The 21,047-nt window shown below is 69.5% G+C and carries 19 protein-coding genes; all 19 read right to left on the bottom strand.

The window, feature by feature from the left end:
* Positions 1-2 precede the first annotated feature (2 nt).
* On the bottom strand, positions 3-923 hold the full coding sequence (locus tag ACF088_RS01695; protein ID WP_392373382.1) for a F0F1 ATP synthase subunit gamma: 921 nt from the start codon (positions 921-923) through the stop codon (positions 3-5).
* Between the two features lie 20 nt (positions 924-943).
* Positions 944-2,536 carry a F0F1 ATP synthase subunit alpha gene (gene atpA / locus ACF088_RS01700; protein WP_392373383.1) on the bottom strand — a complete coding sequence of 531 codons (1,593 nt, stop codon included), beginning with the start codon at positions 2,534-2,536 and terminating at the stop codon, positions 944-946.
* A gap of 216 nt (positions 2,537-2,752) precedes the next feature.
* Positions 2,753-3,568, bottom strand: a complete 816-nt coding sequence (locus ACF088_RS01705) for a F0F1 ATP synthase subunit delta (RefSeq protein ID WP_392373384.1) — start codon at positions 3,566-3,568, stop codon at positions 2,753-2,755.
* Positions 3,565-4,131, bottom strand: coding sequence for a F0F1 ATP synthase subunit B (locus tag ACF088_RS01710; RefSeq protein ID WP_392373385.1), 567 nt, complete (start codon positions 4,129-4,131; stop codon positions 3,565-3,567). Before ACF088_RS01710 ends, ACF088_RS01705 begins: the two co-directional genes overlap by 4 nt.
* Before the next feature lie 39 nt (positions 4,132-4,170).
* Positions 4,171-4,419 carry an ATP synthase F0 subunit C gene (gene atpE, locus ACF088_RS01715; protein ID WP_266733451.1) on the bottom strand — a complete coding sequence of 83 codons (249 nt, stop codon included), beginning with the start codon at positions 4,417-4,419 and terminating at the stop codon, positions 4,171-4,173.
* A 76-nt stretch (positions 4,420-4,495) separates the two neighbouring features.
* Positions 4,496-5,290 carry a F0F1 ATP synthase subunit A gene (atpB, locus tag ACF088_RS01720; RefSeq protein ID WP_392373964.1) on the bottom strand — a complete coding sequence of 265 codons (795 nt, stop codon included), beginning with the start codon at positions 5,288-5,290 and terminating at the stop codon, positions 4,496-4,498.
* 279 nt (positions 5,291-5,569) lie between these two features.
* Positions 5,570-6,007 carry a hypothetical protein gene (locus tag ACF088_RS01725; protein WP_392373386.1) on the bottom strand — a complete coding sequence of 146 codons (438 nt, stop codon included), beginning with the start codon at positions 6,005-6,007 and terminating at the stop codon, positions 5,570-5,572.
* 289 nt (positions 6,008-6,296) lie between these two features.
* Positions 6,297-7,640 (bottom strand): MraY family glycosyltransferase, encoded by a 1,344-nt coding sequence (locus tag ACF088_RS01730; protein ID WP_392373387.1) that lies wholly within the window; start codon positions 7,638-7,640, stop codon positions 6,297-6,299.
* Between the two features lie 99 nt (positions 7,641-7,739).
* A complete protein-coding gene (gene glyA, locus ACF088_RS01735; RefSeq protein WP_392373388.1) occupies positions 7,740-9,128 on the bottom strand; it encodes a serine hydroxymethyltransferase in 1,389 nt (462 codons plus the stop codon).
* Between the two features lie 144 nt (positions 9,129-9,272).
* Complete coding sequence (locus ACF088_RS01740; protein WP_392373389.1) at positions 9,273-9,953, bottom strand: protein-tyrosine-phosphatase; 681 nt, start codon at positions 9,951-9,953, stop codon at positions 9,273-9,275.
* Positions 9,953-10,600 carry an L-threonylcarbamoyladenylate synthase gene (locus ACF088_RS01745; RefSeq protein WP_392373390.1) on the bottom strand — a complete coding sequence of 216 codons (648 nt, stop codon included), beginning with the start codon at positions 10,598-10,600 and terminating at the stop codon, positions 9,953-9,955. Before ACF088_RS01745 ends, ACF088_RS01740 begins: the two co-directional genes overlap by 1 nt.
* A gap of 70 nt (positions 10,601-10,670) precedes the next feature.
* Positions 10,671-11,516 (bottom strand): peptide chain release factor N(5)-glutamine methyltransferase, encoded by an 846-nt coding sequence (prmC, locus tag ACF088_RS01750; protein WP_382859776.1) that lies wholly within the window; start codon positions 11,514-11,516, stop codon positions 10,671-10,673.
* A 112-nt stretch (positions 11,517-11,628) separates the two neighbouring features.
* The gene (gene prfA / locus ACF088_RS01755; protein ID WP_392373391.1) at positions 11,629-12,708 is read right to left on the bottom strand and encodes a peptide chain release factor 1; all 1,080 of its coding nucleotides are present in this window, start codon (positions 12,706-12,708) and stop codon (positions 11,629-11,631) included.
* A 171-nt stretch (positions 12,709-12,879) separates the two neighbouring features.
* Positions 12,880-13,104 carry a 50S ribosomal protein L31 gene (gene rpmE, locus ACF088_RS01760; RefSeq protein ID WP_086716401.1) on the bottom strand — a complete coding sequence of 75 codons (225 nt, stop codon included), beginning with the start codon at positions 13,102-13,104 and terminating at the stop codon, positions 12,880-12,882.
* Positions 13,105-13,278: 174 nt separating this feature from the next.
* Positions 13,279-14,406, bottom strand: coding sequence for an LCP family protein (locus tag ACF088_RS01765; RefSeq protein WP_392373965.1), 1,128 nt, complete (start codon positions 14,404-14,406; stop codon positions 13,279-13,281).
* A 413-nt stretch (positions 14,407-14,819) separates the two neighbouring features.
* A complete protein-coding gene (rho, locus tag ACF088_RS01770; RefSeq protein ID WP_392373392.1) occupies positions 14,820-16,910 on the bottom strand; it encodes a transcription termination factor Rho in 2,091 nt (696 codons plus the stop codon).
* 372 nt (positions 16,911-17,282) lie between these two features.
* Positions 17,283-18,200 carry a homoserine kinase gene (gene thrB / locus ACF088_RS01775; protein WP_392373393.1) on the bottom strand — a complete coding sequence of 306 codons (918 nt, stop codon included), beginning with the start codon at positions 18,198-18,200 and terminating at the stop codon, positions 17,283-17,285.
* Positions 18,201-18,562: 362 nt separating this feature from the next.
* Complete coding sequence (thrC, locus tag ACF088_RS01780) at positions 18,563-19,648, bottom strand: threonine synthase (protein WP_392373394.1); 1,086 nt, start codon at positions 19,646-19,648, stop codon at positions 18,563-18,565.
* Between the two features lie 8 nt (positions 19,649-19,656).
* Complete coding sequence (locus ACF088_RS01785; RefSeq protein ID WP_392373395.1) at positions 19,657-20,949, bottom strand: homoserine dehydrogenase; 1,293 nt, start codon at positions 20,947-20,949, stop codon at positions 19,657-19,659.
* Positions 20,950-21,047: the final 98 nt, after the last annotated feature.

Below are 21,047 nucleotides of genomic sequence, written 5' to 3' on the forward strand. Positions count from 1 at the left end.
GGTCAGTCACTCCCCGCGGTCGCGTCGGCCAGAGCACTGGCGCCACCGACGATCTCGCTGATTTCCTGGGTGATTTCGGCCTGTCGGGCCGCGTTGGCAAGCCGCGAGAGCGACTTGATGAGCTCTTCCGCGTTGTCGGTCGCCGACTTCATCGCACGACGCGTGGCGGCGTGCTTGGAGGCGGCGGCCTGCAGAAGCGCGTTGTAGATCCGCGACTCGACATACCGCGGAAGCAGGGCGTCGAGGACGTCCTCGGCCGACGGCTCGAATTCGAACAGCGGAAGGATCTCGCCCTTGGCCGACTCCTCCGACTCCGCCGCCGCCTTGTCGAGGCTGAGCGGCAGCAGCCGGTCGTCGACCGCCGTCTGCGTCATCATCGAGATGAACTCGGTGAAGACGATGTGGAGTTCGTCCACGCCGCCCTCGGCGGTGTCCTGCTGGACAGCGTCGATCAGCGGTGCGGCGATCGCCTTGGCGTCCGCGTACGTGGGGCTGTCGGTGAAGCCGGTCCACGATTCCACGACCTTGCGCTCGCGGAAGCTGTAGTACGACACACCCTTGCGCCCGACGATGTAGGCGTCGACCTCCTTGCCCTCGGCCTTGAGCCGCTCGGTGAGCTTCTCGCCGGCCTTGAGGACGTTGGAGGAGTAGCCGCCGGCCAGACCACGGTCGCTCGTGATGAGCAGCAGCGCGGCCCGCGAGGGACGCTCCGCCTCCGTCGTCAGCGGGTGCTGGGTGTTCGAGCCCGTGGCAACCGCTGTCACCGCGCGGGTCAGTTCACTCGCGTACGGCGTCGACGCCGCCACCTGGCGCTGCGCCTTGACGACGCGCGAGGCGGCGATCATCTCCATCGCCTTGGTGATCTTCTTGGTCGCGGTGACGGAGCGGATGCGACGCTTGTAGACCCGGAGCTTGGCTCCCATGGATCAGGTCCCTTCCGTCGTCACTTGCTGGTGCCGGCCGGGGCGTCCTCGCCGAGCAGCTTGCCGTCCGAGGTCTCGAACTGCCGCTTGAAGCCGTCGACGGCCTCGGAGATCGCGCCGATGGTGTCGTCGGACATCTTGCCGCCCTCGACGATGCTGGTCAGCAGGTCCTTCTTCTCCCGGTGCAGGTGGTCGAGGAGCTCCCGCTCGAAGCGGCGGATGTCCTCGACCGGGACGTCGTCCATCTTGCCGTTGGTGCCGGCCCAGACGGAGACGACCTGGTCCTCGGTGGGGTACGGAGCGTACTGGCTCTGCTTGAGCAGCTCGGTCATCCGCTTACCGCGCTCCAGCTGCTGCTTGGAGGCCGCGTCCAGGTCCGAACCGAAGGCGGCGAACGCCTCCAGCTCGCGGTACTGGGCGAGGTCCACGCGGAGCCGGCCGGAGACCTGCTTCATGGCCTTGTGCTGGGCCGAGCCACCGACACGGGAGACGGAGATACCGACGTTCAGCGCGGGACGCTGGTTCGCGTTGAACAGGTCCGACTCCAGGAAGCACTGGCCGTCGGTGATGGAGATGACGTTGGTCGGAATGAACGCCGACACGTCGTTCGCCTTGGTCTCGACGATCGGCAGACCGGTCATCGAGCCGGCGCCCATCTCGTCGGAGAGCTTGGCGCAGCGCTCCAGCAGACGCGAGTGCAGGTAGAAGACGTCGCCCGGGTAGGCCTCACGGCCCGGCGGACGGCGCAGCAGCAGGGAGACGGCGCGGTAGGCGTCGGCCTGCTTCGAGAGGTCGTCGAAGACGATCAGGACGTGCTTGCCCTGGTACATCCAGTGCTGGCCGATGGCCGAGCCGGTGTAGGGCGCCAGGTACTTGAAGCCCGCCGGGTCGGACGCCGGGGCGGCGACGATGGTGGTGTACTCCAGGGCGCCGGCCTCCTCCAGCGCACCGCGCACGGACGCGATGGTGGAGCCCTTCTGGCCGATGGCGACGTAGATGCAGCGGACCTGCTTCTTGGGGTCGCCCGAGCGCCAGTTGTCGCGCTGGTTGATGATCGTGTCGACGGCCAGGGCGGTCTTGCCGGTCTGGCGGTCACCGATGATCAGCTGACGCTGGCCACGGCCGATCGGCACCATGGAGTCGACGGCCTTGTAGCCGGTCTCCATCGGCTCGTGGACCGACTTACGGACCATGACGCCCGGAGCCTGCAGCTCCAGGGCGCGGCGGCCCTCGGACTCGATCTCGCCGAGGCCGTCGATCGGGTTGCCCAGCGGGTCGACGACGCGGCCGAGGTAGCCCTCGCCCACGGCGACCGAGAGCACCTCACCGGTGCGCTGCACCGGCTGGCCCTCCTCGATGCCGCTGAACTCACCGAGGATCACCGCACCGATCTCGCGCTCTTCCAGGTTCAGCGCAAGACCGAGCGTGCCGTCCTCGAACTTCAGCAGCTCGTTCGCCATTGCCGAGGGAAGGCCCTCGACCTTCGCGATGCCGTCTCCGGCCTCGCTTACCGTGCCGACCTCCTCGCGCGAGGCCGCGTCCGGCTTGTACGCCTGGACGAAGTTCTCCAGCGCGTCCCGGATCTCCTCCGGCCGGATCGTGAGCTCCGCCATCTGGGTTCCCTGCTCTCCTTGTTGGGCCCGAAGTTACTTGCGGGTGTCCGGGGGTCTGTCCCCCAGGGGGTTTCCGCTTACGGCCCAACTCGGGCCGCCGTCATGCTTGTGCTGGTCCCCGGGGCTTCGTCCGGACCGCAGCCGGACCTCGTGGTCCGGCCGGCTGGTCCGGCGCCTGACCGCCGGTTGTGCAGCTCTTGAGTTGGTGTGGCCGGGTCAGCCGGCCATCCGCCGGTCCGCCTCTTCGAGGCGTGCCGCGATGGTTCCGTTGATGACCTCGTCGCCGATCCGGACCTGGACTCCGCCGAGGACCTCGGGGTCCACGTCGAGGTTCAGGTGGACCTGCCGTCCGTACAGCTGCGCCAGGGAAGCGCCCAGGCGCTGCCGCTGCCCTTCACTGAGGGGCACCGCGGAGGTGACCACCGCGACCATCCGGTCCCGGCGGCTCGCCGCCAGCTTGGAGAGGGCGTCGAGCCCCGCTTCCAGGCTACGGCCCCGCGGCTGTACGACAAGACGGATCACGATGCGCTCGGTGACCGGGTTGGCCCGGCCGCCCAGCAGCGTACGCAGCAGCTCCGTCTTGGCCGCGACCGTCGCGTTCCGGTCGGTCAGCGCACCGCGCAGCTCGCCGTTGGAGCTGACGATCCGGCCGAACCGGAAGAGCTCGTCCTCGACGTCGTCGAGCTGACCGGCCCGCTGCGCGGCGACCAGGTCGGCGCTGTAGGCCAGCTCCTCGAGCGAGTCCGTCAGGTCACGCGAACGCGACCAGCGGGCGCGGACCATGCCGGACACCAGGTCGACGGCCGGGCCGCCCACCTGGTTGCCGAGCAGTCGTCCGGCCAGTTCGGCACGCGCCTCGGCGCCCTGCGCCGGGTCGGTCAGGACCCGACGCAGCGACACCTCGCGGTCGAGCAGAGCGGTGACGGCAGCCAGCTCCTCGGCGAGCTTCGCGGCGTCGACGGAGGTGTCATCCGTCAGCGCGTTGAACTGCTCGCGTGCGGAGGCGAGTGCCTCGCGGCTCGCTCCGTTCATCGTCCGGCCTCAGCCTTCGTCGCGTCCGAAGCCGCCTTGGCCTCGACGTCGTCGAGGAAGCGGTCGATGGTCCGGCTCTGCCGGGCGTGGTCCTCGAGGGACTCCCCGACGAGCTTGCCGGCCAGGTCGACGGCGAGCTTGCCCACGTCCTGGCGCAGCGCCTGCGCAGCCTGCTTCCGGTCCGCCTCGATCTGGGCGTGACCGGCAGCGATGATCTCCTCACGCTGCCGCTGGCCCTCGACGCGCATCTCGGCGATGAGCGTCGCGCCCTGCTCCTGCGCCTCCTGGCGCAGACGCGCGGCCTCGTGGCGGGCGTCGGCGAGCTGCGCACGGTAGTCCGCGAGCACCTGCTGAGCCTCGGCCTGATTCGCCTCGGCTTCCTCCATGCGGCCTTCGATGAGCGTCCGGCGCTCTTCCAGAACCTTGTTGATGTTCGGGAGGAGCTTCTTGGCCAGGAAGCCGAAGACGATGAAGAAAGCGATCAGGCCGATGACCAGCTCTGGAAGCTCCGGGATCAGGGGGTTCTGAGGAACCTCCTCCGCCATGTTCACCAGGGCGTTCACATCAGTGCCTTCCGTCTGTCAGGGGTTTGCAGCGGTCCGTCAGGCCCTGAAGAGGAAGCCCATGACGATGCCGATCAGGGCGAGCGCCTCACAGAAGGCGAAACCCATGATCTGGTTGGTGCGGATGAGGCCGGCGGCCTCGGGCTGGCGGGCCAGGGCCTGGGTGCCGTTACCGAAGATGATGCCGACGCCGACGCCGGGGCCGATCGCGGCGAGGCCGTAACCGATCGAGCCGAGGTTGCCGGTGACGCCGGCGGCGAGGTTGACAGTCTCGAGAGCAGCGGACATGCCGTTACTTCCTTCTCTTTCACGGACCGGTGGGGGTTGGCCACCGGGCGTCTATAGGGGCTGGGAAAGCGGGGGCTCAGTGGTGCTCGGCGAGCGCGCCCTGGAGGTAGTTCGCGGTCAGGAGCACGAAGACGTACGCCTGGACGGCCTGGATGAACAGCTCGAACGCCGTCAGCAGGATGGTCATCACGAACGAGGCGCCGGCGTAGACGATGCCGATGCCGTTCAGCAGGTACCAGGTGCCGATGGTGAACATCAGCAGCAGGAGGTGACCGGCGAACATGTTCGCGAAGAGCCGTACCGCGTGAGTGAAGGGCCGGATGATCAGGTTCGAGAGGAGCTCGATGACGATCAGCATCGGCAGGACCGGGCCGAGCGACTTGTCGTAGCCGCTGAAGTTCTTCAGCGCACCCACGAAGCCGTGCCTCTTGAAGGTCAGGGAGACCCACGTGATGTAGACGATCGCGGCGAGACCGGCCGGGAAGGCGATGACCGACGTCACCGGGAACTGGGCGACCGGAACGATCGACCACAGGTTCATGATCCAGACGAAGAAGAACAGCGAGACGATGAAGGGGACGTACTTCTCGCCCTCCTTCTTCCCGAGAGCGTCATAGACGATCCCTCGGCGTACGAAGTCATAGCCCGCTTCGCCGATCATCTGCAGCTTGCCCGGGACCACCTTGGCCTTGCCGAACGCCGCCCAGAAGAACCACACGACCACGACGGTGCTGAGCAGCGCCAGCAGCATGATCTTGTTGAACTCGAAGCCGTTGATGGTGAACAGCGGCTTGAAGACGAACGAATGAAGCCCGGGAGCTGGGAAGCCGCACCCGGAGAAGATGTGGCAGTCGGTCTCGAAGGCGAGCATCGTTTCAGCACTCACCGCGAGCTCCTTCAGCGTGGCGCATGGGTACGGCAACCTCGTTGTGTCGGCGCGGCGTTGAGCCACGGAGCGGCACTGGACTGGTCTTACGGATTAGGGGGCGGCTGGCGGGCGCTGGGCCCGGCCACATCACAGGCATCGGCCGCGAGAACTGCCCGTTCCATCGAGTGGAACCCGGGAGCTCAGCCGCCTGCGCCAACTGTGCCGCAGTTGAAACCGGACGATAGCAGGCCCGCAAGAGGGCTTTTATCTCGGCCCTACGTGTCACGTCGGCGACCCCGCCGTCTCCGCCTTCTTCGGCTCGGCGGAGTCGGGATCCACGTACAGAATCTTCGCCTTCATATGACCGCGGGTCTGCGCCGCGATCCATACGAGAGTGGCGCCGAGCAATGTGACCGCAAATGCCTTGGTGTCGAAGAGGGTTGTGTCCTTGAACGCGATCAGGAAGACCAGCACGAACAGGATCTGCGTGGTGTAGAGCAGCAGCCCCATCATCTGGAACAGCTGAGGCAGATTCCTCGCGGTCTTCTGCAGAACGGCCAGGCCGGCCCCCATCACGAGCACCACCAGCACCGTGCCGACGACAGCACCGATCACTCCCTTCACACCGGCGACCGCAGCGCTCACGGCAACGGCGATGACGCCGATGGCGAGGGTGGGCACAACGGCGTGAAGGAGTAGTCGGGCGTCATTCGACTGCATGGCGGCGCTCCGGCAAAAGATGTGGGGTGTGTCGTCATGGACGAGCGTAGACCCGGCCTGAGGCGGAACCTGCAGCCCAAGGGCAGTCGCGCTGTGCCCCTTCGGCTCTATCGCCGGGTTTCGTGAACGGTATCACAAACTATTTGATGAGGTCTTTACCTGGTTCGTGTGGACCCTGTCACACCTGAGCGTGAACGTGCGCGTTGGTGCACTGACAGCCAGTCTTTTGTCTGGTATGAGGTCAACGATCCCGATTCTCGTCGCACGTTCGGGCGATCAAAACCGCGGATCAGTGGTGACTGTCCGCCCTGCGGTGTTCCACGAAGCGTGAGCGGTCGCCGATCGCGGTGGCCCCGTTGACGCCCGCCGGAACCGGCTCCCGCTCCTCCTCCGGGGCGACGTCGCTCTCCCCGTCCCACTCCGCGGCCGGCGCCTCGGGCGTCGTTGCACGGGAGACCCGGCGGTAGCGCGGCGGCACCATCCACTCCGCCCAGCGCGGCGTGCGCGGGGTGAAGCGCGGCAGCAGAAGCAGCACCAGCCCGACCGCGCTCAGCAGCACGATGCCCAGCACGATCCACATGCTGGCGTTGTTCACCGAGTACGCGACCGCCCCGAAGGCGATCAGGGCCGACCAGAAGTACATGATCAGCACGGCCCGGCTGTGCGAGTGCCCGATCTCCAGCAGTCGGTGGTGCAGGTGGCCGCGGTCGGCCGCGAACGGCGACTGGCCCTTCCACGTACGCCGCACGATCGCCAGGACCAGGTCGGCGACCGGGACCGCGATGATCGTCAGCGGCAGCAGCAGCGGGATGTAGACCGGCACCATCGCGTGGGTCGCCTCACGCAGACCGCCCGCCTTCACATTGAGCAGGTCCGGGTCGACCTGGCCGGTCACCGAGACCGCGCCCGCGGCCATCACCAGGCCGATCAGCATCGAGCCCGAGTCGCCCATGAAGATCCGCGCCGGGTGCATGTTGTGCGGCAGGAAGCCCAGGCACATGCCCATCAGGACCACCGAGAACAGCGTGGCCGGCGCGGCCGCCTCGATGCCGTAGCCGAACCACATCCGGTACGCGTACATGAAGAACGCCGCGGCGGCGATGCACACCATGCCGGAGGCGAGACCGTCCAGGCCGTCGACGAAGTTCACCGCGTTGATGGTGATCACCACGAGGGCGACGGTCAGCAGGGTGCCCTGCATCGGGGTCAGCGAGACCGTGCCGACGCCGGGGATCGGGATCCAGAGGATCGTCAGGCCCTGGAGGACCATCACACCCGCGGCGATCATCTGGCCGCCGAGCTTGACCAGGGCGTCCACGCCCCACTTGTCGTCCAGGACACCGAGGATCCAGATCAGGGCGGCGCCGGAGAGCAGCGCCCTGGGCTCGTTGGAGTTCTCGAAGACGCTCTTGAGGTTGGTCAGGTGCGAGGCGACCAGCAGGCCGGCGCACAGTCCGCCGAACATGGCGATACCGCCGAGCCGCGGTGTCGGCTCGCGGTGCACATCACGCGCACGGATCTCCGGCATCGCACCGGCCGCGATCGCGAACTTCCGTACCGGCCCGGTCAGCAGGTAGGTCACCGCGGCCGTGACGCACAGCGTCAGCAGGTATTCACGCACGGGCTGCCCCATTGGTATAGCTGGCCATCACAGCCCCACACCCTATGCGTGTCAGCCCCCTGGCCGTGAATACAGGAAGAGACGCCTGGCGTCGGCGGATGGTTCCCGCCGTCACCCGTGATCGGGATAAGGCGGAAAGCCATGGACCAAAGCGACGGTCCTGGAGCGGGCCGTACCGTCCTCCTCCAGTGCCGCCACGATCAGCTCGGCGACCACCGTCATCTCCGCCTCGCCCATCCCCTGCGTGGTCACCGCGGCGGTGCCCAGCCGCAGGCCGGTCCGGCGGGCCGCGACGTCGTCGGGGGCCTCGGCACACGGCAGCGCGCAGGTGTCCAGCACGATCCCGGCGGCGGCCAGCCGCCCCCGGGCGGTGCGTGCATCCAGGCCGCGGGGAGCGGTATCGACGGTGATCAGATGGGTATCGGTGCCACCGGTGGTGATCGTCAGGCCCTGTCGGGCCAGTGCTCCGGCGAGCACGCGGGCATTGGCGGTGACCTGATGGGCATACGCGCCGAAGGCGGGTGTGGCGGCCTCCCCGAAGGCGACCGCCTTGGCCGCGACCGCGTTCATCTGCGCACCGCCCTGGGTGAAGGGGAACACCGCGCGGTCGATGCGCTCGGCCAGCTTCTCGCCGCACAGGATCAGCCCGCCGCGCGGCCCGCGCAGCACCTTGTGTGTGGTTCCGCACACCACATGCGCGTACGGGACGGGGCTGGGCGCCGCTCCCCCGGCGATCAGCCCGAGCGGATGCGCGACATCCGCGATCAGATACGCGCCGGTCTCGTCGGCGATATCCCGGAAGGCGGCGTAGTCGATGTGCCGGGGGTAGGAGATGGAGCCGCAGACGATGGCCTTGGGGCGGCGGGCGCGGGCCAGCTCGCGGATCGCGTCGTAGTCCAGCAGCCCGGTCTCCTCGTCGACGCCGTAGCCGGCGAAGTCGAACCAGCGGCCGGAGAAGTTGGCGGGCGAGCCGTGGGTGAGGTGCCCGCCGTGCGGGAGGGACATGGCCAGGACGGTGTCACCGGGGCGCAGCAGGGCGGCGTAGGCGGCCAGCACGGCCGAAGAGCCGGAGTGTGCCTGGACGTTGGCGTGTTCGGCGCCGAAAAGGGCCTTGGCGCGTTCCACGGCGATCCGCTCCGCGAGGTCGACGATCTCGCAGCCGCCGTGGTGCCGGGCCCCCGGGTAGCCCTCGGCGTATTTGTTGCCCAGCGGGGAGCCGAGGGCGGCGAGGACGGCCGGTGAGGTGAAGTTCTCCGCGGCGATCAGCTGCAGCCCGTCGCTCTGCCGGGCGCTCTCACCGAGCAGTACGCCGGCGATCTCGGGGTCCTGGTGCAGCAGGGCGGCGAAGTCCGGGGCGCCGGCCGGCCGGGTGACGGCGTCACGGGCAGCGGCCCGTGCGCGGTCCTCGGCGGTCTCGGCCGCCCCTGCGGTCGCGGGCTCGGCCGCCCGGGAGGGGTCGGCCGGGGTCTCGTTACGGGGTGACGCGGTGGTGGCAGGCATCGCTTGCTCCGGGCCTCGTACGGGGACGTAGTCCCAATGTAGGCGCGGCGGGGCGTTCGGGCGCGGTATGCGGGCCGACCGGGTCGGCGTCCGCACACAGGGGGCCCTGGGGCCTGTCTCCCCGGCTCCAGGGGGAGACAGGCCTCAGGCCCGCGCCGGGAGCCCGGTGAGGGCGGTGACGACCGGGTCCAGCGCCTGGTTGATCTCGTCGCCGATGGAGCGGAAGAAGGTGATGGGTGCCCCGTAGGGGTCGTAGACCTCGTCGGACTCCGGGTTGGGCGCCAGCAGCCAGCCGCGCAGCGCCGCGGCGGCGCCGACCAGCGCACGGGCGCGCTCGACCAGCCCGCCGTCCGGCCGGTCCGGGTCGGGCTCGGGCAGCGTGGCCGGGTCTATGGCCCGCACCAGCCGGTTGAACTCCTTGAGCGTGAAGGTGCGCAGCCCCGCGGAGTGGCCCATCGAGATGACCTGGGCGCGGTGGTCACGGGTGGCGGTGAGCACCAGGTCGGCGCGGATGACGTGCTCGTCGAGCAGTTCACGGCCGAGGAAGCCGGCCGGGTCCGCGCCGTAGTCGGTGAGCACCGTCGCGGCGTGGGTCTCCATCGGTGCGCCTTCGTGGCCCCAGGTGCCGGCGCTCTCCACGAGCAGCCCGCCGCTGCGGGCATCGCCCAGCCGCAGCTCCAGGGCACGGCGGTGCAGCCGCTCGGTGATCGGTGAGCGGCAGACGTTGCCGGTGCTGACGTGGAGGATCCGAAAAGGGGGTGAGGGGGGTACAGGGGGGTGGGTGCCGGTGCCTGGTCCCGCTATGCCACGCCCCAGGGGCGCCATCAATTGGCCACCTCGAGCTCGGGTACCACCTTGCGCAGCTCCTCCGCGCTGAGCGCGCCTTCGCGCAGCAGCACCGGGATCTTGCCGGTGACATCGACGATCGAGGAAGGCACCGCGGCGGGCGTCGGACCGCCGTCGAGGTAGACGGAGACCGAGTCGCCGAGCATTTCCTGTGCGGCGTCGCAGTCCTGCGGGGACGGGTGGCCGGTGAGGTTGGCACTGGAGACGGCCATCGGGCCGAATTCGGTGAGCAGCTCGATCGCGACGGGGTGCAGCGGCATCCGCACCGCGACCGTGCCCCGGGTCTCGCCCAGGTCCCAGGTCAGGGACGGCTGGTGCTTGGCGACGAGGGTGAGCGCACCGGGCCAGAAGGCGTCGACCAGCTCCCAGGCCGACTCGGAGAAGTCGGTGACCAGGCCGTGCAGGGTGTTGGGGGACCCGACGAGGACCGGGGAGGGCATACCGCGGCCGCGGCCCTTGGCCTCCAGCAGGTCGCCGACGGCCTCGGCGCTGAAGGCGTCCGCACCGATGCCGTAGACGGTGTCGGTGGGCAGCACGACCAGCTCACCGCGGCGGACGGCCGAGGCGGCCTCGCGCAGACCGGTGGTGCGGTCGGTCGCGTCGCTGCAGTCGTATCGCCGTGCCATTACGGGACCTCCTCGTGCGAAACGAATACTTCGGATGCATCGGCTGCATCAGGCGCCGAAGCGGAACGCGTCATGGCGTCGCCCGGCGCGCGGTGGCGAAACGGGGCCTGTTGTTGAGGTCCGGGTGGTCGGCCGCATCGGCCCAGCCCCGCTCCTCGGTGAAGATCCACGGCACCTGCCCGCCCTGGGTGTCGGCATGCTCGATGACGACCACTCCGCCGGGACGCAGCAGGCGGTGTGCGGTCCGCTCGATGCCCCGGATGGTGTCCAGGCCGTCCTGGCCCGAGAACAGCGCGAGCTCGGGGTCGTGGTCGCGGGCCTCGGGTGCGACGTACTCCCACTCGGTCAGCGGGATGTACGGCGGGTTGGAGACGACCAGGTCGACCTGCCCGTCCAGTTCGGGAAGCGCGGTCAGCGCGTCGCCCTGATGGAGAACGACGCGGGACCCCTCGACGTTCTTGCGGGCGTAGTCCAGCGCCTGTTCGGACAGCTCCACGGCGTGCACCCGCGAACGGGGCACCTCCTGGGCCAGGGCGAGGGCGATGGCCCCCGAGCCGGTGCACAGGTCGACGATCAGCGGCTCGACGACGTCCATGGCCCGTACGGCGTCTATCGCCCAGCCGACCACCGACTCGGTCTCCGGGCGGGGCACGAACACCCCGGGCCCGACGGCGAGTTCGAGGTAGCGGAAGAACGCCCGGCCGGTGATGTGCTGGAGCGGCTCACGCGCCTCGCGGCGGGCGACGGCCTCCCAGTAGCGGGCGTCGAAGTCCGCGTCCTTGACGTGGTGCAGCTCCCCCCGCTTGACGCCGTGCACGAACGCGGCGAGTTCCTCGGCGTCGAAGCGCGGCGAGGGCACACCGGCGTCGGCCAGCCGCTGGGTGGCCTGGGCCACCTCGGCGAGCAGAAGGTTCACGGGGCCTTCCTCCTAGTGCGCTGCGTCTTCATTGTGCGGTGCCGGGCCGTCCGGGGGGCTTGGGGCGCCCCGGGGACGGGGCCGGAGGCCGGTGCGTACGGATCCTGCGGGTCTACTGGGCGGCGGCGAGCTTGGCGGCCGAGTCGGCGTCGACACACGCCTGGATGACCGGGTCGAGTTCGCCGTCGAGCACCTGGTCCAAGTTGTACGCCTTGAAGCCGACCCGGTGGTCCGAGATGCGGTTTTCCGGGAAGTTGTACGTACGGATGCGCTCGGAGCGGTCAACCGTGCGGACCTGGCTGCGCCGGGCGTCCGACGCCTCCCGCTCGGCCTCTTCCTGGGCGGCGGCCAGCAGCCGGGAGCGCAGGATGCGCATCGCCTGTTCCTTGTTCTGGAGCTGGCTCTTCTCGTTCTGGCAGGAGACGACGATGCCGGTGGGCAGGTGGGTGATGCGCACCGCGGAGTCGGTGGTGTTGACGGACTGGCCACCGGGCCCGGAGGAGCGGTAGACGTCGATCCGCAGGTCGTTGGGGCCGATCTCGACCTCGACCTCCTCGGCCTCGGGCGTGACCAGCACGCCGGCCGCGGAGGTGTGGATCCGGCCCTGCGACTCGGTGGCGGGCACGCGCTGGACGCGGTGCACCCCGCCCTCGTACTTCAGCCGCGCCCAGACGCCCTGCCCCGGCTCGGTGGCGCCGCCCCCGCCCTTGGTCTTCACGGCGACCTGGACGTCCTTGTAGCCGCCGAGGTCGGACTCGTTGGCTTCGAGGATCTCGGTCTTCCAGCCGGCCCGTTCGGCGTAGCGCAGGTACATCCGCAGCAGATCGCCGGCGAACAGCGCGGACTCCTCGCCGCCTTCGCCGGCCTTGACCTCCAGGATGACGTCCTTGTCGTCGCTGGGGTCGCGCGGGACGAGCAGCAGCCGCAGCTTTTCGGTCAGCTCCCCGCGCCGGGCGTCGAGCTCCTTGACCTCGTCGGCGAAGTCCGGGTCGTCCGCGGCGAGTTCACGCGCGGTCTCCGTGTCGTCGCCGGTCTGCTTCCAGTCGCGGTACGTCGCGATGATCGGGGTGAGCTCCGCGTAGCGCTTGTTGAGCCGCATGGCCTCGCGCTGGTCGGCGTGGACCGCGGGGTCGGCCAGCCGCTTCTCGAGATCGGCGTGCTCGCCGATCAGTTCCTCGACCGCCTCGAACATCGTGGGTTCCTCTACTGGCTGCTGTGGTGACCCGGGTACCGGGGCGCTGGCACATCTGCGGCTGCGCCGCGGGCCCCGGCCCCCCGTACGGGAGCCAAGGGCCAGGACGACAAAACGCCGGTCCGGTCACCCCTGGGCAGGGGCGACCGGAGACCGGCGCCGTGCGGGTCGCTACTTCTTGGCGGCTGCAGCGCCCTTGCCGAAGCGGGCCTCGAAGCGGGCCACGCGGCCGCCCGTGTCCATGATCTTCTGCTTGCCCGTGTAGAACGGGTGGCACTCGGAGCAGATGTCGGCGCGGATGGTGCCGCCGGCGACCGTGCTACGGGTGGTGAAGGACGCGCCACAGGTGCAGCTGACCTGGGTCTCGACGTACTCCGGGTGGATGTCGCGCTTCAAGGGATTCTCCTAGGTTCGGGAGTGCTCCGGGTCGTGCTGCGGATTGCGTCACGTGAACCGGGGCCGACGGTCCAGTCTGCCAGGACTAGCCGTATCTCCCAAAACCGGGGTACGGCCGCAACTATTCCCCGGCCGGTTCCGGGGCCGCCGGGCCCCGGAACCCCCGCCTTCCGGCTACTTCACGTACTTGTCCGTGCCGCCCTGGTCACCGGCCGAGCCCTTGATCGCGGACTTGGGGATGTCCTTGTCCTGGCGCAGCGCGTCCCAGACCTGCCCGCTCTTCTTCATCAGCGGCACCACGCGGTCCGGGTTGGCGGGGTCGTACGTCACCGGCAGCGTCACCATGTCGATGTTCTCCGACCCGATGCCGCCCAGGCTCTTGGCCAGGCCGGCCAGCTCGCTGACCGAGTTGAGGTCGGTGTCGGTGGTGATGGCCTTGGTGGCCGTATCGGCGATGTCGTAAAGCTTGGTGGGGTTGGTGAACACCCCGACGTTCTTGACCTGGTTCATCAGAGCCTTGATGAACGTCTGCTGCAGCTGGATGCGGCCCAGGTCGCTGCCGTCGCCGCCGGGCACCCCGTGCCGGGTCCGGACGAGGCCGAGCGACTGCTCGCCGTCGAGGGTGTGCTTGCCGGGCTGCAGGTGCAGATGGCTGTGGTCGTCGTCGATCGCCTTGCTGGTGGTGACGTCCACCCCGCCCAGCGCGTCGATGAGCTTCTTGAAGCCGGTGAAGTCGACCTCGACGAAGTGGTTCATACGGACGTTGCTGATCGACTCGACGGTCCTGACCGCGCAGGTCGGCCCGCCGACCTCGAACGCCGTGTTGAACATCGCCCGCTGCGCGCCGGGGACGTCCTTGCCGTCCTTGGTGGTGCAGTCGGGGCGCTTGATCATGGTGTCCCGGGGGACGCTGACCACGCTGGCCTTCTTGTGGCCCTTGTACACGTGCACGATCATCGCCGTGTCGGACCGCGCGGCACCCTCGTCCTTGCCGTACTCCCCGTTCTTTCCGGCACGGGAGTCGGACCCCATCACGAGGATGTTCATCGAGCCGTTGTCGACCGCCTTCGGCCGGTCATGTCCGAGGGCGGCGTTGATGTCGACGCCCTTCAGATTGCCGTTGAGCTTGAAGTAGACGTAGCCGAGTCCGGCCCCACCCAGCAGCACGACGCTGGTCAGCGTGCACAGGGTGATGGTCACTGCTCGGCGGCGTCGGGTCGGGCCCTTTCGCCGGCGGCCCGTGGCACGTATGCCGCGGGCACGGCTTTCGGCCGTCTTCGCGGTCCCGTTGCTGTCCGCCATCTGCTCCTCAGTCCTCATTCGCTCGGCTGCCCCTCGCCGCCGCCGTGCTGTGTGCTGACACGGCCCGTTGCTCCTTGTCAGACGGGAGGTCGACGGGAAGGGTTGCACAGCGAGTCATGAGCGCTTTCTTAGAAATCCGCGGCGGTCCGCTCCACAGGCCCAGGACCTTCGTCCTCCCCACCTGGACTTTCGGCCCTTTTCCCGGCTTGGCTGAAACCATGCGGCTTGCATGGATCTGTGCGGAAGGTCTCAAGCGCGGCGTGTGTACGGCCGCCCCGCGGCGCGCGGGCACTCTCCCCCGATGCCGCCCCGCGGCCGCACCGCACCCGGCCCCGCCCAGCACACAGCCCCCCTCACCCTTCTGCGGGTGAGGGGGGCTGTGCGGTACGGCGCCGGGACGCGCCCTACGGGCGTCAGTCGTTGCCGTTGCCCGCGGTCGGCGTCGTCTTCTGGATCTGCAGCAGGAACTCCGCGTTGGACTTCGTCTGCTTCATCTTGTCCAGCAGCAGCTCGATGGCCTGCTGCTGGTCCAGTGCGTGCAGCACCCGGCGCAGCTTCCACACGACGGCGAGCTCGTCGCTGCCCATGAGGATCTCTTCCTTACGGGTGCTGGACGCGTCCACGTCCACCGCCGGGAAGATGCGCTTGTCCGAGAGCTTGCGGTCGAGCTTGAGCTCCAGGTTGCCGGTGCCCTTGAACTCCTCGAAGATCACCTCGTCCATCCGCGAGCCGGTCTCGACCAGCGCGGTGGCCAGGATGGTCAGCGAACCGCCGTCCTCGATGTTGCGCGCCGCACCGAAGAAGCGCTTCGGCGGGTAGAGCGCGGTCGAGTCGACACCACCGGACAGGATGCGGCCGGAGGCCGGGGCGGCGAGGTTGTACGCACGGCCCAGACGGGTGATCGAGTCCAGCAGGACGACCACGTCGTGACCCAGCTCGACCAGGCGCTTGGCACGCTCGATGGCCAGCTCGGCGACGGTGGTGTGGTCCTCGGCCGGGCGGTCGAAGGTCGAGGAGATGACCTCGCCCTTCACCGACCGCTGCATGTCGGTGACCTCTTCCGGACGCTCGTCGACCAGGACGACCATCAGGTGGCACTCGGGGTTGTTGCGGGTGATCGAGTTGGCGACCGCCTGCATGATCATGGTCTTGCCGGTCTTCGGCGGGGCCACGATCAGACCACGCTGGCCCTTGCCGATCGGCGTGACCAGGTCGATGATCCGGGTCGTCAGACCGCCCGACTCCCCCTCCAGGCGCAGTCGCTCCTGCGGGTAAAGGGGCGTCAGCTTCCCGAACTCCGGCCGCCCGCGGCCCTGTTCGGGCGCCACGCTGTTGACGGTGTCGAGCCGGACCAGCGCGTTGAACTTCTCGCGCCGCTCGCCGTCCTTGGGCTGGCGGACCGCGCCGGTGACGTGGTCACCCTTGCGCAGGCCGTTCTTGCGGACCTGGGCGAGCGAGACGTACACGTCGTTCGGACCGGGCAGGTAGCCGGAGGTCCGGATGAACGCGTAGTTGTCGAGGATGTCGAGGATGCCCGCGACCGGGATCAGGACGTCGTCCTCGGAGACCTGCGGCTCGTTGCCGAAGTCCTCGCGGCCCCCGCGGCGGCCACGGCGGTCGCGGTAGCGGCCGCGACGGCCACGGCGGCCGCCCTCGAAGTCGTCGTCGTCATCGGTACGGCGGTCCCGCTGGCGCTGGCCGCCCTGACCGCCCTGGCCGCCCTGACCGCCGTCGCCGGCGTCGCCCTTGCGGCGGTCACCGCGGTCACCGCGGTCACCGCGGTCACGCTGGCGCTGGCCGCGGTCGCCGCGGTCGCCCTTCTGGCCGCGGTCCTGACGGTCGCCGCGGTCCTGACGCTCGCCGCCCTTGCTCGGCCGGCCCTCGCCGGTGTCCTGCGGGGTGGTCGCGGTGTCGGTCTTGGCATCCGCCTTGACCTCGGTCTTCGCCTCGACCCTGGTCTCGGTCTTGACGTCGCCCGAGGCGCCCTCGGGGCTGCCCGCGGCGGCGGTGGCACGGCGCCGGCGGCGCTCACCGGCCGGCTGCTCGTCGCTGACCGGCTGGCCGGGGATGTCGATCTGCTGCTGGGCGCCGGACTTGTCCGCGGCCTTGCCGCCCTTGGCGGACTTGCCGGCGGTCTGCTCTGCGCTGTCCTCGCCGGTACGGGCCTTGGAGGTCGTACGGCGCTTGGGCTTGGTCTCGGTGTCGGCGGGCGCATCGGCCTTGGCCGCGGAGCCCGAGCCTCCCCCAGAGCCTGAAGCGGCCTGGGAGGTGCCCCCGGCCTGCTTCTCCTTGATGACCTCGATCAGCTGGCTCTTGCGCATCCGCGCGGTGCCCTTGATCCCGAGGCCGGAGGCGACCTGCTGCAGCTCTGCCAGGACCATGCCGTCAAGGCCGGTGCCGGAACGGCGGCGCCGTGCGGTAGCAGGAGCGGCGGGAGCGTCCGCGGCGGGCTCGGTGGCACTGCCATCGGTGCGCGCGCCCATCAGATCGGTGGTGTCGCTCACGAAGGGTCCTTCCCTGGAGCGGGCGTCGGCCTGTCTGGCTCGGCGACCGGTTGTGCTGTCCGGCTGGGTCCTTGGTCTTGTGGACCGGGCCGGGGCGGTGGTCCCGCCGGGAGTGGCGGAGAGAATCAGTTCATGGCTCCGGCGTGAAGAGATGCAGACTGGCCATGTCGTCACGCCGATTCCGGAGCGTGCTCACTTCTGCTCAGGCCATGGCTCCAAGCAGTTTGGGAGGCTCCCGGAAGAAGGTGGTCCCTATGGGGGACACGAAGCACCGCGCCGCTCAGGCGTCGAGTACTGACTTGAGGTTAACACTACCGGGTCCAACAAACATTCCCCCTCTCCAAGACCGGCAATCGTCGATCACCCGCGTGATCACCCGGCGAGCGGCAGCACGCAGGTGCCCGCCGCGTCGAGGGTCAGCCGGTTGGCCGCCCACCCCTCTCCCGCCAGTGCCGCGACCTTCTCGGCCGCCGCGTCCTCGACCAGCGCGAGCACCGTCGGGCCCGCACCGGATACGACTGCAGGGACGCCGTCCGCACGCAGTCGGTTCACCAGGGCCACGCTCTCCGGCATCGCGGGAGCGCGGTATTCCTGGTGGAGTCGGTCCTCGGTCGCGGCGAGCAGCAGCTCGGGGCGCCTGGTCAGGGCCTCGACGAGCAGTGCGGCGCGGCCGGCGTTGGCCGCGGCGTCCACATGGGGGACGGTGCGCGGCAGCAGTCCACGGGCGGTCTCGGTCAGCACCGGCTTTCCGGGGACGAAGACCACCGGAACGATGGAATCGGCGGGATCCATCCGGATCGCGCGGGCGGTGCCGGTGTCCATCCAGGCGAGCGTGAACCCGCCCAGCAGACAGGCGGCGACATTGTCGGGGTGGCCCTCGATCTCGTTGGCCAGCTCCAGCAGCGCGGTGTCGTCGAGCTTTTGCTCACCGCCTATCGTCACCGCGCGGGCGGCGACGATGCCTGCGCAGATGGCGGCGGAGGAAGACCCCAGGCCGCGGCCGTGCGGAATGCGGTTGGCGCAGACGATTTCCAGGCCGCGCGGCTGTCCGCCGAGCAGCTCGAAGGCGGTGCGCATCGACCGGACGAGCAGATGACTCTCGTCGCGCGGCAGGGAGTCGGCACCCTCACCCGCGATGTCGATGTGCAGGCCGGAGTCGGCGACGCGCACCACGACATCGTCGTACAGGCCCAGGGAAAGACCCAGGGCATCGAAGCCGGGACCGAGATTGGCGCTGGTAGCGGGGGTGCGCACCCGGACGGCGGCGGCGCGGAACGCGGGACCGGCCATCGCTCGATGACTCTCCTTGATTGATACTGCGGTACTGCCCCACACAGCGCCGCGGCACCGAAGTGCCCGGCCGGCTCGTGGGGTCTGTTCTGACCTGCCCTGAACGCCACTGCGTTATGCCGTGGGGAGGGGAGTTGGCTCCAGCCTATCGAAGGAAGGTTCTGTCGCGACATAGGGCGCACAGGAGGCGCACGATGCGTGTCGCACGCCTTCCTGTGCCCCGACGCTGCCTTCCCCGGACTTTGCAGCCTTTGCACACTTTGCTGCGAGAGGTGACAGGACATCCGCCGTCCCGTCCCCGGGTGCCGTACGCGCAGGTCCTGCCCGTACGGCTGCGCCCCCGTGCGGGGGCGCCGGGCTTGCTAGGCGAGGCCGAGGCGCTCCGCCGCGGCGTCCGCGTCGATCGGGACCGTGACCGGCTGCGGCGCTCCGGCCACCGCCCAGTCCGGGTCCTTGAGGCCGTTGCCGGTCACCGTGCAGACGATGCGCTGGCCGGGGTCGACCTTGCCCTCCTCGGCAGCCTTGAGCAGACCGGCGACGGAGGCGGCCGAGGCGGGCTCCACGAAGACCCCCTCCTGCGCGGCCAACAGGCGGTAGGCGGACAGGATTTGACGGTCGGTCACGGCGTCGATGAGACCGCCGGACTCGTCCCGCGCCTGTTCGGCGAACGACCACGAGGCGGGGTTGCCGATGCGGATGGCGGTGGCGATGGTCTGCGGGTCCTTGACGACCTCACCACGCACGATCGGCGCGCTGCCGGAGGCCTGGAAACCCCACATCCGCGGAGTGTGCGAGGCGAGGCCGTCGGCCGCGTACTCCTGGTAGCCCCTCCAGTACGCCGTGATGTTGCCGGCGTTGCCGACGGGCAGCACATGGATGTCCGGCGCATCGCGGAGCATGTCGACGATTTCGAAGGCCGCGGTCTTCTGGCCCTCGATACGCACCGGGTTCACGGAGTTCACAAGTGCGACCGGGTAGTTGTCGGACAGCCGCCGGGCCAGCGTCAGACAGTCGTCGAAATTACCCTCGACCTGGAGAATCTTCGCGCCGTGGACCAGCGCCTGGCCCATCTTGCCCAGCGCGATCTTGCCCTGCGGGACGAGCACCGCGCAGACCATCCCGGCCCGGACCGCGTAGGCGGCGGCCGAGGCGGAGGTGTTGCCGGTGGAGGCACAGATGACCGCCTTGGCACCCTCCTCCTTGGCACGGGTGATGGCCATCGTCATGCCACGGTCCTTGAAGGAGCCGGTGGGGTTGGCACCCTCGACCTTGAGGTGCACCTCGCAGCCGGTGCGCTCGGAGAGCACCTGGGCCGGCACCAGAGGGGTGCCGCCCTCCCGGAGGGTGACGGCCTCGGTCGTGTCGCTGACCGGAAGCCGGTCGCGGTACTCCTCGATGATTCCGCGCCACTGGCTGCTCGCCGTGGTCACAGTGGAATTGGCAGACATGGGTTCCTTTACTCCCCTTCGACCCGCATGATGCTGGCGACACCACGAACGGTGTCGAGCTCGCGCAGAGCCCCGACGGTCGACGACAGGGCCGCGTCCGCCGCTCGGTGGGTGACGATGACGAGGGATGCCTCGCCGTCCTTGCCCGACTGACGGACCGTATCGATCGATACGCCGTGTTCCGCGAAGATCGTGGCGACCTGGGCGAGAACGCCGGGCTTATCGGCCACGTCGAGGCTGATGTGGTACCGCGTGACGACCGCGCCCATGGGGCTGACGGGCAGCCGGGTGTAGGCGGACTCACCGGGGCCGGTGGCACCGGCGAGCTTGTTGCGGCAGACCGCGACGAGGTCGCCGAGGACCGCGGAGGCGGTCGGCGCGCCGCCCGCACCCGGCCCGTAGAACATCAGCTGGCCGGCCGCCTCGGCCTCGACGAAGACCGCGTTGTACGCCTCGCGGACGGAGGCGAGCGGATGCGTCAGCGGAATCATCGCGGGGTGCACCCGCGCGGTCACGGACGCCCCGTCCGCGGCCCGCTCGCAGATGGCCAGCAGCTTGACCGTGCACCCCATCCGCTTGGCGGAGGCGATATCGGCCGCGGTGACCTCGGTGAGGCCCTCGCGGTGCACATCGTCGATGGTCACGCGGGTGTGGAAGGCGATACCGGCCAGGATCGCGGCCTTGGCGGCGGCATCGAAGCCCTCGACGTCGGCGGTCGGGTCGGCCTCGGCGTAGCCGAGCGCGGTCGCCTCGTCCAGCGCCTCGCTGTAGCCGGCTCCGGTGGAGTCCATCTTGTCGAGGATGAAGTTGGTGGTGCCGTTGACGATGCCGAGCACCCGGTTGACCTTGTCGCCGGCCAGGGACTCGCGCAGCGGCCGTACCAGCGGGATCGCGCCCGCGACGGCGGCCTCGTAATAGAGGTCCGCACCATTGGCCTCGGCCGCCGCGTGCAGCGCCGCACCGTCCGCCGCGACCAGCGCCTTGTTGGCGGAGACCACACTTGCGCCGTGCTCGAAAGCGGTGGTGATCAGCGTACGGGCCGGCTCGATACCGCCGATGACCTCGATCACGACATCAATATCGCCCCGTTTGACCAGCGCGGTCGCGTCGGTGGTGACCAGCTCGGCCGGGACGCCCTCGCGCACCTTGTCGGGGCGGCGGACGGCGATCCCGGCGAGCTCCACGGGCGCACCGATACGGGCGGCGAGGTCATCGGCGTGCGTCGTCATGATGCGCGTCACCTCTGAGCCGACAACACCACAGCCCAGGAGCGCCACCTTCAGCGGACGCGTACGCATCATTTGACCTCTGCTTCTCATCGATCAGCGAATTCCAGCTTGCTCATGCACCAGTCTCACGCACCGGACGGCGGTTTCCGCCCCACGTCCAGATGCCGAGA

Source organism: Streptomyces sp. NPDC015125 (genome assembly GCF_043080045.1).
Classification (GTDB): domain Bacteria; phylum Actinomycetota; class Actinomycetes; order Streptomycetales; family Streptomycetaceae; genus Streptomyces.